Source organism: Variovorax sp. YR634 (assembly GCF_900106655.1).
GTDB lineage: Bacteria > Pseudomonadota > Gammaproteobacteria > Burkholderiales > Burkholderiaceae_C > Variovorax.
On record NZ_FNOL01000007.1, the window covers coordinates 250,796 to 265,053 of the forward strand.

7 protein-coding genes and 1 riboswitch are annotated in these 14,258 nt (G+C 66.8%); of the genes, 4 read left to right on the plus strand and 3 right to left on the minus strand.

Going from position 1 to position 14,258, the window contains the following annotated elements; translation table 11 throughout:
- Positions 1–6 precede the first annotated feature (6 nt).
- Positions 7–3,186 (plus strand): PilC/PilY family type IV pilus protein, encoded by a 3,180-nt coding sequence (locus BLV60_RS15435; protein ID WP_093055952.1) that lies wholly within the window; start codon positions 7–9, stop codon positions 3,184–3,186.
- A gap of 13 nt (positions 3,187–3,199) precedes the next feature.
- Positions 3,200–3,661, plus strand: coding sequence for a type IV pilin protein (locus BLV60_RS15440; protein WP_093055954.1), 462 nt, complete (start codon positions 3,200–3,202; stop codon positions 3,659–3,661).
- 35 nt (positions 3,662–3,696) lie between these two features.
- Here the strand turns inward: BLV60_RS15440 and nrdR are convergent, their stop codons facing one another.
- The 3 genes from nrdR to BLV60_RS15455 all read right to left on the minus strand — a co-directional run bounded on the left by nrdR (position 3,697) and on the right by BLV60_RS15455 (position 6,446).
- Positions 3,697–4,140 (minus strand): transcriptional regulator NrdR, encoded by a 444-nt coding sequence (nrdR, locus tag BLV60_RS15445; protein ID WP_007836918.1) that lies wholly within the window; start codon positions 4,138–4,140, stop codon positions 3,697–3,699.
- 24 nt (positions 4,141–4,164) lie between these two features.
- Positions 4,165–5,409, minus strand: a complete 1,245-nt coding sequence (glyA, locus tag BLV60_RS15450; RefSeq protein ID WP_093055956.1) for a serine hydroxymethyltransferase — start codon at positions 5,407–5,409, stop codon at positions 4,165–4,167.
- Positions 5,410–5,450: 41 nt separating this feature from the next.
- Positions 5,451–5,576, minus strand: a riboswitch (ZMP/ZTP riboswitch).
- A gap of 30 nt (positions 5,577–5,606) precedes the next feature.
- Positions 5,607–6,446, minus strand: a complete 840-nt coding sequence (locus tag BLV60_RS15455; RefSeq protein WP_093055958.1) for a lytic transglycosylase domain-containing protein — start codon at positions 6,444–6,446, stop codon at positions 5,607–5,609.
- A gap of 737 nt (positions 6,447–7,183) precedes the next feature.
- Between BLV60_RS15455 and BLV60_RS15465 the strand changes: the two genes are divergently transcribed.
- Positions 7,184–10,999: a DUF748 domain-containing protein gene (locus BLV60_RS15465; protein ID WP_093055962.1), complete on the plus strand. Its 3,816-nt coding sequence runs from the start codon at positions 7,184–7,186 to the stop codon at positions 10,997–10,999.
- A 214-nt stretch (positions 11,000–11,213) separates the two neighbouring features.
- A complete protein-coding gene (locus tag BLV60_RS15470; protein WP_093055964.1) occupies positions 11,214–14,084 on the plus strand; it encodes a DUF349 domain-containing protein in 2,871 nt (956 codons plus the stop codon).
- Positions 14,085–14,258: the final 174 nt, after the last annotated feature.

Sequence of the window (14,258 nt, forward strand, 5' to 3'; positions counted from 1 at the left end):
AAAGAGATGAGGATCAGGAAGCTGCCGGGACGCGCCGTCGTGTCCGGCCTGGTGCTGGCACAGACCGTCGTGCACGCCGCGCAGTATCCGCTGGCGCAGGTGCCGCGAAATGCCGCGGTCGCGGAGCCGGCGCCGAACGTGATCGTTTCCGTCGACAACTCCGGAAGCATGTACGGCAGCGGCATGGCTGCCCTGCAGGCTGCTCTCAGGGAGAACTTCTCCGAGGCCAACATTCCCGATCACCGCATCCGCCTCGCCTGGCAGGCGCTGAACGACGATCGCAGTGATCGCAACTGCGCTGCATTCAGAAGCGCCGCGCTTCCTTGCAGGATCGGCGGCCGTGTCAACGCGAACCTGATGCGTTCGCTGGACCGGACGCACCGCGCCAATTTCATGGCCTGGGTCAATGCCGTTCAGGCGACGGGGGGCACGCCTCTTCACGAAATGATGACCCGTGCCGGCGAGTACATGCAGATCACCGGCCAGCACAGCCCCTTCTCGGATGATCCGGGTGTGGCTGGAGCCCCGCAGTCGGGTTGCCGCAGGTCGTTCCACATCTTCATGACCGATGGCGACTACTGGCCTCCCTCGGGGTTGGAGAGCTTCATGCCCATCGTCGCCAACGAAGACGGCACGCACCGCTGGCTCCCGGACGGCACCCTCTACGCGCCGTACGCACCCTATGCCGACAACTTCGGGAGGATGAAGCGTCCGACGCTCGCTGACTTGACCTTCGAGTACTGGGCCCGCGATCTGCAACCAGGCGTGCCGAACAACCTGAAGAAGATCATTGCCGAACCGGGCGATGTGACAGTGGGGCGTGCCAAGGTTCCCGAGTACTGGAATCCCAAGAATGATCCGGCCACCTGGCAGCACCTGACGACCTACTTCATCGGGTTCGGTGCTGCGGGTGACTGGTGGTCGCGACCGAAAATCTCGACGACTGCATTGCACCCCACCTACAGCGGAGACTATGCCGGCGTGGTCGACGGCTCGATCCAATGGCTGGATCCGTTCAGTGGCAATGCACGCATGGACCTCTGGCATGCCGCCCTGAACAGCCGTGGCACCTTCACGCCGGCTTCCAATGCCAAAGCCCTGAGCAGCGCCTTCAAATCCATCCTTGGACAGGTCCTGGTCAACACCGGCACCCCGCTGACCTCCATTTCCGCCAGCGCTTCCCGAGTCTCGACAGGCACTTCCGTCTATCAGGCCGGCTACGACACGGCCGACTGGTCCGGCAGGCTCGGCGCCACGAAGTTCGGCACCGACGGCCGGCTTGCTGCCAAAGCCGATTGGTCGGCGCGCGATCTGCTCGATACCCGCATGGCAAGCGCTGGCGCACACGACCGGGACCGCGTTGTACTCAGCTTCTCCGGCACCACGGCTGCGTCGGCAGGCCGCGCAGCGACCACCGGCGCGGGCGTGCCGTTCAGGTGGGTCGACTTGAGCGACGCGCAGAGGGCCGCGCTCAAGGCCAGCACCGACACCGACGCCGAGAGCACCGCCCTCGGCCGGGCCGTGCTCGACTTCCTGCGCGGCGACCGCAGCAACGAGAGCGCCGGCCGCCAGTTCCGCAAGCGCGGCCATGTGCTCGGCGACATCGTGGGCTCCAGCGTCTGGTACGCGGGACAGCCGAAGAGCGGCTTCACTGGCGACGCCTATGCGGCGTTCGCGGCCATCCCCCGCGCGCCGATGGTCTATGTCGGCGCCAACGACGGCATGTTGCATGCTTTCAACGCGAGCACCGGCAAGGAGGCGTTCGCCTACGTGCCCGAAGGCCTCTACGGCACGGCGGCGGCGCCGAATCTCAAGCGGCTCAGCGAAGGCGGCTACACCCACCGGTACTACGTCGACGGCAGTGCCTTCGTCGCCGACATCTACATGGGGCCGACATCCTCGGCCAAGACGACCGACGAGCAGAAGGCGGCGAACTGGAAGTCTTTGCTCGTGGGCACGCTGGGCGCGGGTGGCAAGGGCTACTTCGTGCTCGACGCCACCAGGCCCGAGAGCGTCGACGAGGGCAAGGCCGCCAGCGTCGCGCTGATCGACACGACCGCGCTTGCGGACGACGACCTGGGCCATCAGTTCCAGCAGCCTGCGCTCGATTCGTTCTCGGGGCGGGCGCTGCAGATCGCCCGGTTGAGCAACGAACGAAAGGCCCTGATCCTGGGCAACGGCTACAACAGCAAGAGCGAGAAGGCGGTGCTGTGGATCCAGTATCTCGATGGCGACAAGGCGGTGCTCAAGATTCCGGCGCCGGTCACGCAGGAGAAGGACACGGGCAACGGCCTGTCCGCGCCACGTCCGGTGGACCTCAATGGCGATGGCAAGGTCGACCTTGTCTACGCCGGAGACCTGCTCGGCAATCTCTGGAAGTTCGACCTCGGCGGCACCGACAGCCGTCAGTGGAAAGCCACGATGGGGCCTCTCAGCTCGAATCGTCCGGCCGCAACCGGGGCCGCGACCCCGTCCGGCCTCGACAACAAGCCGCTGTTCGCGGCCGGCGCCAGCCAGCCGATCACGACGGCGCCGGTGGTTGTGGGGCATCCGCGCGGTGGCTACATGGTGGTGTTCGGCACCGGTCGGCTGTTCGCCTCCGGGGACGAGCGCTCGACCGCCGACCAGTACCTGTACGGCATCTGGGACCCGGTCAACGGAAGCTCGGGCACCGCGACGAGGAACGACCTCGTGGCGCAGACCATCGGCGCCACACCGGTCGAGGAGGGCGATGCCGAGTTGCGCACCGTCTCCCACAACGCCGTGAGCTACACCGGCTCGGAGGCCAAGCGCGGCTGGCACCTGAAGCTGCCTGCGTCGGGAGAGCGTGTCGTCTATCCGGGTGACGTGCTGACCAGCGGCATCGGGCTGTTCTCGAGCACCATTCCCGGCTCAGGCAGCAATTCGGTCACCTGCACCGCCGGAACGGGCGACGACGGCTGGTCGCTGGTAATCGACTTCTTCAGCGGCTCGGCGCCCGAGGGCATTGCGTATTCCACTTCCGGCGCGGTGGGGGCCTATGCCGGCTTCCGGAATCGCTCCGGCAAGGACGACATGGTTCTTCAGCCGAAGAACAAGGAAAAGGGCAAGGACGTGATCTGCAATGCCGCCGGAGAGTGCAAGACGTTGACACGGCCCGACGTCGTGCGCCGCTTCGGCTGGCGCAGCCTGATGTCGACCGACTGAAGGGAGGAGAACCATGAAAAAGCAATCCAGGACACAGACTGGTAGACGGGGCCGCTCGCGCGGCTTCACGCTGATCGAACTCATGATCGTGACGATGGTGATCGGCATCCTCGCCGCCATCGCCTACCCGAGCTACACGCGCTACGTGCTGCGGGCCAAGCGGGCCGACGCGAAGCAGCAGTTGCTGCAGGCGGCGCAGTGGACAGAGCGCTACATGACCGCCAACGGACGCTATCCGCCGGCGACCGTCGCGCTGCCGGCCGGACTGGGGCAGTCGCCGTCGTCCGGCACGGCGAACTATTCCATCAGCTATGTCGCAAGAAACGAGACCAGCTACACCTTGCAAGCCGTTCCTGCGGGGGCTTCGCGCAACGACGAGTGCGGAACCCTCACGGTCAACCAGCAGGGCGTCAAGCTGGCGGGCAGCAGCACCGACGCTTCGAGTGCGCTGGTGCAGCTTTGCTGGAACCGTTGAGGTGCCTGTGAGAGTACGGCCGTTGCCGGCGCGGCTCAGATGTCGCGCAGCAACTGCCTGAACTCGTCCACGTCCTCGAAGCTGCGGTACACCGAGGCAAAGCGCACGTAGGCGACCTTGTCGAGCTTCTTGAGTTCGCGCATGACGAGCTCGCCGACCTTGGTCGAGTCGATTTCGCGCAGGCCGCTGGCCAGCAGCTTCTGCTCGATGCGCAGCAGGGCGTTGTCGATCTGCTCGATGCTCACCGGGCGCTTGCGCAGCGCCAGCATCATGGAGGCGCGAACCTTGGTCGAGTCGAAGTCGGCGCGGCTGCCGTCCTTCTTCACGACCACGGGAAAGTTGACGTCGGGCCGCTCGTAGGTGGTGAAGCGCTTGTCGCAGGCGCTGCACTGGCGGCGCCTGCGGACAAAGTCGGCGTCTTCCGAAACGCGGGTCTCGACGACCTGCGTTTCAAGATGACCGCAAAAAGGGCATTTCATGCGGTCAGGTCTTCTTGCTCGGAATCAGCGGTAGACAGGGAAGCGGCTCGTCAGCGCGTGAACCTTGGCGCGCACGGCGTCGATGTTCGCCGCGTCGCGCGGGTTCTCGAGCACGTCTGCAACCAGGTTCGCGGTGATGCGGGCCTCTTCGTCCTTGAAGCCGCGGGTGGTCATGGCGGGGGTGCCGATGCGCACGCCGCTGGTGACCATCGGCTTTTCCGGGTCGTTGGGAATCGCGTTCTTGTTGATCGTCATGTGGGCGCTGCCCAGCACGGCTTCGGCTTCCTTGCCGGTGATGCCCTTGGCGCGCAGGTCGACCAGCATCACGTGGCTTTCGGTGCGTCCGCTCACGATGCGCAGGCCGCGCTGGGTGAGGGTGTCGGCCACGATCTGGGCGTTCTTGACCACCTGTTGCTGGTAAGCCTTGAACTCGGGCGCCATGGCTTCCTTGAACGCGACTGCCTTGGCGGCGATCACGTGCATCAGCGGTCCGCCTTGCAGGCCGGGGAAGATGGCGCTGTTGATGGCCTTCTCGTGCTGCGACTTCATCAGGATGATGCCGCCGCGCGGGCCGCGCAGGCTCTTGTGGGTGGTGGAGGTGACCACGTCGGCATGCGGCACCGGGTTGGGGTACACGCCCGCGGCCACGAGGCCTGCGTAGTGGGCGATGTCGACCATGAAGATCGCGCCGACGTCCTTGGCCACCTTGGCGAAGCGCTCGAAATCGATGCGCAGCGAATACGCCGAGGCGCCCGCGATGATGAGCTTGGGCATGTGCTCATGCGCCTTGCGTTCCATCGCGTCGTAATCGATGGCTTCGTTGGCGTCCAGGCCGTAGCTCACGACGCTGAACCACTTGCCGCTCATATTGAGAGGCATGCCGTGGGTCAGGTGGCCGCCTTCGGCCAGGCTCATGCCCATGATGGTGTCGCCGGGCTTCAGGAAGGCGAGCATCACGGCTTCGTTGGCCGAGGCGCCGCAATGCGGCTGCACGTTGGCGGCGTCGGCGCCGAAGATCTGCTTGACGCGGTCGATGGCCAGCTGCTCGGCCACGTCGACGTGCTCGCAGCCGCCGTAGTAGCGCTTGCCCGGGTAGCCTTCGGCGTACTTATTAGTGAGCTGCGAGCCCTGGGCGGCCATGACGGCCGGCGAGGCGTAGTTCTCGCTGGCGATCAGCTCGATGTGATGTTCCTGGCGCGCGTTTTCGGCTTGAATCGCGGCCCAGATTTCGGGATCGGTCTGTTCGACCAGGATGTTGCGTTGGTACATGGCAGTCCTTTGAAGACGAGGTCCTTGTTCTTCAACCAAACAAGGGCTGCCCAGGCGAACGGCTGAACGCCTGTTGTGGTCAGGCGGTACGCTTCCCAGTGGTATTCCACGTCAGCGCGTGGCACCGTGTTCGGGTGCTGCGCCTATCGCCAGTCGCGTACCCGCCGAGTGTAGCTCACACCCGGCCCGAAACCTCTTCAGGAAACGGAGGAGAGCAGGGCCACCTTGGCCGGCTCAGTGCGTTCTTCGGCAGGCTTGGGCGGTGTTGCCACAGGGATCGGCTGCGGACGCACGGTTGGCGGCGTGACCGTCGACGGCGCGCGGCCGTTGGCCACCTGCAGCAGGCGTTCGTGCTCGGCCATCACCTTGGCGGCGTAGCCGCCGTCGTCCTCGAGGTTGGCCGCGCCCACGTAGTAGCGCAGGCCGCCTTCGAGGGAGCCGGCGCGCGAGATGCATTCCTGCAGCACCTTGACACCGACGCGCATGTTGGTCACCGGGTCGAAGGCGGTGAGCGTGCCGCCCGCGCTTTCGTACTTGTCGCCGTGCACGCGGGTCATGACCTGCATGAGGCCTTGCGCGCCGACCTGGCTCTGGGCGAACGGGTTGAAGCTGGATTCGACGGCCATGATCGCGAGGATCAGGGTCGGGTCGATCTTCGTGCGCTTGCCGATGCCATAGGCCTCGGCCACGAGCACGCTCAGCGGTTCGGCGGCCACGCGGTACTTCTTGCTCAGCCAGTAAGCCACGGCGGCCTGCTGCTTGGGCAGATCGGCGGGGCTCGCGGCCGTGGTGCGCTCGATGGCGGTGGGCTCGAGATCGGTGACTTCAGGCGCAGGCTTGCGCGACTGCAGCCAGCCCATCAGTTGCTCCTCGCCGGTCTTGCGCAGGTCGGGCCGCGCCACCAGGGCGAGGGCCGCGAACACAATGGCCAGGCCGACCAGTGCAAACCCGTTGTGGGTAATTTCAAAAAAGCCGTCTGCCACATCGGACACGAAGGTCCTTAGCCCGCGGGCCGTGACATCAAACGCCTTGTTCATCGCTCTTCCTTTCTGTGCGGCACCCGAGTCGCAACGCCACGGAAGGCGATGGATGAAGGCAGCGGCGCTTGGATTGGTACGAATCAGGCTCCGCGCATGGAGTGAAGGGGGTTAGGGGCGCGGCGACCTGATCAAGCCGGGGGAGTTCGGCAGCGGATTCAGGGTGGCTCTGCCGCGTCGGGCGGTCAGAGCAGGGCGGATTCTAGCGTGGCTAAATACCCGGTCAAGCATAAGGATTTGCTTCGTTATGCTAATAGTTGTTTAAAAAAGTTGCCGTTTCGAGGCGTTTCGGCTTAAGGGAAATCCCTTTGTAAAACGCGTTTGCAATCCGAGGGTGCGACGCCTAATCTGGACGGGCCTGAGCTTTTCAGGTGTTTTTCCGAGGTCCGGCAGCCCGAGGTGCAAGTCAAGGGTTCAGCGTCCGAGGATCCACGGTGGCAATCTCTTGCTGCCAGCACGGCAGGAACCATTGACTTCCGGTCGCGCGAATCGATGGCATGGGTTTTGTGCCCGCCATCAAGCCCGGTGACAAGACACTCCGTCGAATCACCGGGCTTTCTTTTGGCTCGCCCCCAGGCTGCGCGCACTTCGTGTCGCTTCTCCTACCCCCCTGCCGGGGGCAACGCCTGAGGCCCGGCAAAGCCGGTTCCTCGGTGTTTCTGGCATTTCTTCCGGAGGTGGGCTTGCGTCCTTTTTGCGTACCTCGCGTTGCCGCTTGTTTGCGGCACACTCTGGCGATGGACGTAGCTTCGATCAAACAAAACAAATGGGTGCGACGTGGGATCGTCGCGGTGCTGGTTCTGTTGGCCTTCTGGGTCATTGCCTGGCTGGCGGTGCCGCCGATTGCCAAGAGCCAGCTTCAGAAGATCGCAAGCGAGAAGCTGGGGCGGCAGGTAACAGTCGGCAAGATCGATTTCAAGCCCTGGACGCTCGAACTCACGCTGAACGACCTGCGCATTGCCACCGCGGATGGCAGCAAGTCGCAGGTGGCCATCAACCGCATCTACGCCGACGCCGAACTGCAGTCGATCTTCCGGCTCGCACCAGTGATCGACGCGGTCACGGTCGACGGGCCTGCAATCCTGCTCACGCACCAGGCCGACGGCAAATACGACATCGACGACATCCTTGCCAAGCTCTCGGCCGGCCCGCCGCCCGACCCGAACGCCAAGCCGGCGCGCTTTGCCATCTACAACATCGCAATCAATGGTGGTTCCGTCGACTTCGACGACCAGACCGTCAAGCGCAAGCACGAACTGCGCGACTTCGTGCTCAAGGTGCCCTTCCTGAGCAACCTCGATTCCAAGCGCGACATCAACACCGAGCCCAAGCTCGCCTTCGCGCTCAACGGCAGCAAATTCGACTCGGCGGCTTTCACCACACCCTTCTCCGACAACCGCAAGACCGACGCCCACGTGCAGTTCAAGGGGCTGGACCTCGTGCCGTACCTCGGCTACATCCCGGGCGGCCTGCCGGTGAAGCTCCAGGCAGGCAGCCTCGATGCCGACCTGAAGATCGGCTTCGAGCAAGCCGCGACCACTGGCCTGAAGATCACCGGCACGGTCGAGGCGCATGCCACCAAGGTGGCTGATGCGCGTGGCCGCGACCTGCTGGCCTTCGATTCGCTCAAGCTGGCGCTGGCCGATGTGCGCCCGTTGGAGTCGGTGTTTCATCTGAGCGAAGTCGCGCTGGTCAAGCCGCAACTGGCGGTGGCGCGCGACGCGGCCGGAAAGCTCAATCTGCTGGCCACCGACCCCGCCACCGGCGCGACCGAGAAGGTCGCGTCACCACCCGCCGCGGCAGCGAGCGCACCGGCCGGCAAGCCGGCACCAAAGCCCGTTCTGAAGGTGCAGGTCGACAAGGTGGCCCTGAACGGCGGGCGCATCGGCTGGCGAGACGAAACCGTCAATCCTGCTGCCGCCGTCGACGTGACCGACCTCGGTCTCGACGTCACCGGCGTCACCTGGCCGATGGAAAAGCCGGCCGAATTCAATGGCAGCACGGCCATTGCCGGCGCCTCGCTCAAGTTCAAGGGCAGCGCTACAGACAAGGTGGCCGACGTGCAGACCGAGGTCGATGCGCTGCCGCTGTCGCTGGCCGCACCTTACCTGGCGCAGAGCCTGGAGCCCACGCTGGATGGCAAGCTTAGCGGGCAGATCGACATCGCTTGGGCCCAGCCCGACCTGAAGTTCAAGGCGCGCCGCCTGTCCGCCGATGGGCTTGCGCTGACCCAAGCCAAGACCGCGCTGGCCAGCGTCGGCCGCTTCGAGCTGGTCGACGCCGAGGTCGACATGACGAAGCACACCTTGAACGTGGCCTCGTTCACAGCGACCAACCCCAAGGTGCGCGTGGAGCGCGACAGCGAGAAACGCTGGATGTTCGAGCGCTGGCTCAAGACGCCGGCCGGCGGCGGCACCAAGGAAGCCGAAGCGAAGGTCGCTGCCCCCAAGCCTGCGGCTGCCGAAATGCCGCAGCCCGGCGCCAACACCAAGCCCTGGGCGCTGACCATCGGCACGCTGGCGGTCGACAACGGCGCGCTCTCCTATGCGGACAAGGCCGGCGCGAACCCGGTGACCGTGGAAGTCACTGCCTTCAAGCTCCACGCCCAGAAGATCGCGCCCGACACCAATACGACGTCGCCGCTCGAAGTTTCCGGCCGCATCGGTTCAGGGCGCTCCGACCCGGGGCGCTTCGACTACAAGGGCAATGTCGTGCTCAAGCCGCTCGCGGCCGAGGGCCGGCTGGAGGTGGTGTCGTTCCCCGCCCATACCTTCAAGGCCTACTACGCGGATGCGCTCAACGTCGACATCCGCCGCGCCTTCGCGAGCTATCGCGGCACGGTGCGCTATGCGACGTTGCCGGCGGGCATGAGCATCAAGCTGTCGGGCGACACCGCACTCGACGACTTCCGCGCAAACAGCGTCTCGCTCACCCAGTCGCCCGGCTTCGACCGCAACACCAACCAGCTGCTGAGCTGGAAGACCCTGAGCCTGCGCGGCCTGCAGGTCAGCATGGCGCCCAACGCGCCGCCGAACGTGGACGTGCGCGAGACCACGCTGACCGACTTCTTCGCCCGCGTGATCATCGACCCCACCGGCCGGCTCAACCTGCTGAACCTGACCAAGAAGGGCGAGGCACAAGCCAACGCCGTTGCCGCGGCAGCGGGCGAAGCCTCCACCCGCAAGGGCCCGGGTGGCACGACCACCACGACACGAGCCGTGCCGGCGAGGCCTTCGGGCGGCGCACCGGTGTCGGCCGAAAACATGGTTGGGGGAGCGCCCGAGCCGGCCAAGCCGGTGGCAGCCGCCGCGCCAGTCGCCACCGCGCAGGCGGACAGCGGCCCTGCGCCCGTCATCAACTTCGGCCCGATGAGCCTGGTCAACGGCAAGATCGACTTCACCGACCTGTTCGTCAAGCCCAACTACTCGGCCGACCTCAGCGAGCTGACCGGCAAGCTCAGCTCGTTCTCGTCGAACCCGCCGAAGGGCGAGAGCGGCCGGCCCGCGCTGGCCGACCTCGAGCTGCGCGGCAAGGCGCAGCAGACAGCCGCGCTGGAAATCACCGGCAAGCTCAACCCGCTGGCCAAACCGCTCGAACTCGACATCACCGCCAAGATGCGCGACCTCGACCTGGCCCCGCTGTCGCCGTACTCGGTGCGCTACGCCGGCCACGGCATCGAGCGCGGCAAGATGAGCATGGACGTCAACTACAAGGTCGCCCCCGATGGCCAGCTGACGGCCACCAACAAGCTGGTGCTCAATCAGCTGCAGTTCGGCGACGAGGTGGCGGGCGCGCCTGCCAGCCTCCCGGTGAAGCTGGCCGTGGCCCTGCTGGCCGACCGCAACGGCGTGATCGACGTCGACCTGCCGCTCAGCGGCTCGCTCAACGATCCACAGTTCAGCGTCGGCCCGCTGATCTGGAAGGCCGTGGTCAACCTGATCGTCAAGGCCGTGACGGCACCGTTCAGCCTGCTTACCGGCGGCCTGGGCGGCGGCAGCGGTGAATCGAGTGCCATCACCTTCGAGCCCGGCAGTTCCGAGCTGAGCGCCGCCGCGAAAGAAGGCCTGGACAAGGTCGCGAAGGCGCTGACCGACCGGACCACGCTGCAGATGACGGTGATCGGCACTTCCAGCCTCGAGAAGGAGCGCGACGCCTACCAGCGCCAGCGCGTGCGCCAGCTCGCCTACGCCGAGAAGCGCCGCGTTGCGGTGCGCGGCGGCCAGACCGGCACCGACGTGCCACCCGTCACCGACGCTGAATACCCCGAACTGCTGACTGCCGTGTACAAGCGCGCAGACATCACCAAGCCGCGCAACCTCGTCGGCCTGGCCAAAGACCTGCCCGTGCCGGACATGGAAAAGCTGCTGTTCGCCAGCGTGCCGGTCGACGAGGAGTCGATGCGCCAGCTGGCGGTCGAGCGCGGCGCGGCCGTGCGCGACTACCTGCTCGCGAAGAAGCTGCCGAGCGAGCGCCTCTTCCTGGGAGCCGTGCGCACAAGTGCCAGCGGCAGCGACTGGAAACCGGGCGCCGAGCTCAGCCTGACCATGAAGTGAGGCGCGACGACCCGATCAGGATCCGGTCCGCGGACTTGGTTTTTTTCTCCAGCTTGCTATATATGTAGTCCGTTAACCTCCACGCCCACAACCCCGCGTACGCCACCGTTTCTGGACGGAATTCAATGGCCAGCCGCAAGTGGGTGAAAATGTCGATGTGCGCCGGCCTTTGCCGGCGCCTTCGCTTTCTCTACCAAGACAACGATTTCGCGCAGTGACCTCTACTTCTTCCAAGCCACACGACCTTCAGGCCCTCGACACGCTCACCGGCGGCGCCTTCACCGCGCCGACTTCCGGCGAGCGCGCCGCGCGCATCCGCGACTGGCTCGCGGGCACTCCCACTGCCGAGCAGATGCAGGAGGTCTTCAAGGAGCTGAGCGGTCGTGACAAGGGCGCCGCGCGCCTGCTGCGCGAAAAGCTCGACGAACTCAAGCGCGCCAAGGGGCAGGAGGCAATTGCCGCCGAATGGGCGCAAAAGGCCGAGGCCCTGCTGGGGCAGTCCAAGCTCAACATCGCCGATGCACTGGCCTGGCAGCGCGACGCCGCCAAGGCCGGCGCGCCGCTGTCGCGCGAGCCGCTGGCCGGCCTGAAGCTCAAGCTGGCCGAACGCGTCAAGGGCATCGAAGACCTGCAGCACCGCGCCCAGGTGCACCGTGAAGCCGCCGTGCTGCTGGCGCAGCGCTTCGAAGTGCTGTCCACCAAGGGCTGGCAGGACGCCCAGGCCGCCGAAGAATCGCTGCGCGCCGACGTGACCCACTGGCAGCAGCAGGCGGCCGAGATCACGACCGACGCCAACTGGACCAGCCTCGACGCCAAGTTCGCGCCGCAGCTCGAATCGTCCAAGTCGCAACTGCTGGTGGTGTCCGATGCGTTCCACAGCGCATTGGCCCAGGCCCTTGCTGCTGCCGCCGATGCTGCTGCGCCGCTGCCGCCCGTGCCCGTGTGGGCCGACGAACTGCGCGCCGCGCGCGGTGAGGTCGTGGCGCCCAAGCCCGCCGCGCCTGCTCGCCCCGCCGCACCCAAGGTCGATCCGGCCGTGCGCGCCGCCGCGCAAGACGCCGTGCAGGCCGCGCTCGCCAAGCTCGAACAGGAAACCGCCGAAGGCCATGGCAAGGCCAGCGCCGGCGCGGCTGCCGCGCTGCGCGCCGTGCTCAAGGAGCACGGCAAGCTGGTCGAAGCGCCGCTCGAAGCCCGCGTGCATGCCGCGCTGGTGGCCGCTGGCGAACTCGAAGGCTGGCAGCGCTGGAGCGCCGACAAGGTGCGCGAAGACCTCGTGGCCAAGGCCGAAGGCCTGCTCAAGCGCCCCGAAGGCCAGGCCCTTGGCGGCCGCAAGATGCAGGAAACGCTGCGCGCTCTGCGCGACCAGTGGAAGCAGGCCGACCAAGGCGGCGTGCCGAACCACGCGCTCTGGAAGCGCTTCGACGAAGCCTGCAACGAAGCCCACAAGGTGGTCGAGGCCTGGCTCGAAAAGGTTCGCGCCGATGCGGCCGAGCATCGCGCGCTCCGCGTCGCGCTGATCGAGGAAGTCAAGGCCTGGGCTGCCGAGCATGCCGGCGCCACCGACCTGAAGGCGCACAACCGCGCGCTGCACCAGTTCGCCGACCGCTGGCGCGATGCCGGTCACGTGGGCGAAAAGGTGTTCGCAGAGCTGCAGCCGCTGTGGAACGAAGCCTTCGGCGCGGCTCGCGCTCCGTTCGAGACGGCGCAGAAGGCCAGCGTCGAACGCCGCCAGGCCATGATCGCCGAGGCGGCTGAACTCGGCGCCCAGCCGATGCTGCGCATCGACGCCGTGAAGGCGCTGCAGCAGCGCTGGCAGGCCGAGGCGCAGAGCGTGCCGCTCGACCGCCGCCACGAACAGAAGCTGTGGGACGCGTTCCGCGCGCCCATCGACGAAGCTTTCAACCGCAAGACGGCAGAGCGCGAAAAGGCGTCGGCCGCGATGAGCGAGCACGACCGCTATGTGCTCGAAGCGTCCAAGGCGCTCGACGCAGCCAATGCCGGCGGCGACGTGCAGAAGATCCGTGCCGCCATTGCCCGCCTGGAAGGCGCGCTGCGCGGTGAAGCGCCGCCGCCCGCGCCGAAGGCCGAGCAGGCTGCTGTCGCGACCGACGGCCCATCGGTCGGCGCGACCGAGGTCGTGGCCCCGGGGCAGGCGGCCGCCGAATTCGGCGAAAGCGCCGAGCAGGCACCGAGCCCGAGCGATGCGGAAGCCTCGCCCGGCACGACCGCCGATGCAGCGCCCGCCGCTTCGGCCGATCTCGTGGCGCCCGCCGACGGCGCCGATGCTTCGGCACGCACCGATGGCGAGGCGCATGACGCCGGCGAAGCCGCCGCTGCGGAAGCGCCAGCCGCGGCGCCGAAGCCCGCACCGAAGCCAGTCGTGGCCATGCGCGGCGACGACCGCCCGAGTAGCAAGAAGGCCGAAGCAGCGCCCGCAGCCCGCGGCGCCGGTGGCCGTTTCGGTGACCGTCGCGATGGTGGACGTCCTGGTGCCGGTGGCCCGGGTCGCCCTGGTGATCGCGGCGACCGTGGGGCGCCCCGTGGTGACGCGCGTGGCGATCGCGGTGCACCGGCCGGCCGCTTCGGCGATCGTCCGCCGCGCTTCGAAGATCGCGGCCCGCGCCTGGGCGACGCGGCCTTCCGCGCGCAACGCGAAGCGCTCGAACGCGCCGACATGGCGCTGCGCAAGCTCGCAGCACAAGCGCATGGCGAAGCCCTGACGCAGGTGCTGGGCGCATGGGAACAGCGCGACGCCAGCCGCTTGCCGAGCATCCAGGAACTGGGCCGCGCGGTCACGCCCGCGGTGCGCACTGGATGGTCGCAGGCCATCGGCTCTGCGCCGACGGCCGCCGCGAACGATGCCGCCGAAGCGCTGCTGCGTCTCGAAATGGCCGCCGAAGTGCCGACGCCTGCCGAGCAACTCGACGCGCGTCGTGCACTTCAGCTCAAGCTGCTGACGAAGCGCGGCGATCCGGCCCCGGCCCAGACCTGGGGCCAGGATGCCGGCAAGGTGCTGGCTGCGGCGCACGATGCTTCCAGTGCGCGCCGCCTGCAGAATGCGCTGAAGGCATTGCTGCGCAAGTAAGAGCCAACCTCCAAAGCCTCCGGCCAGATATCGATGGCCATGAAAAAGGCGCCCCGCGGGGCGCCTTTTTCTTTGGGGCTGACCCGTCCTGACCTGGGTTGACACCTTTTCCCTCAGAAAAGGCGAGTCAATGGAATCAGGCATCAAACGCACGCAGCGGGACTACACGCTGGC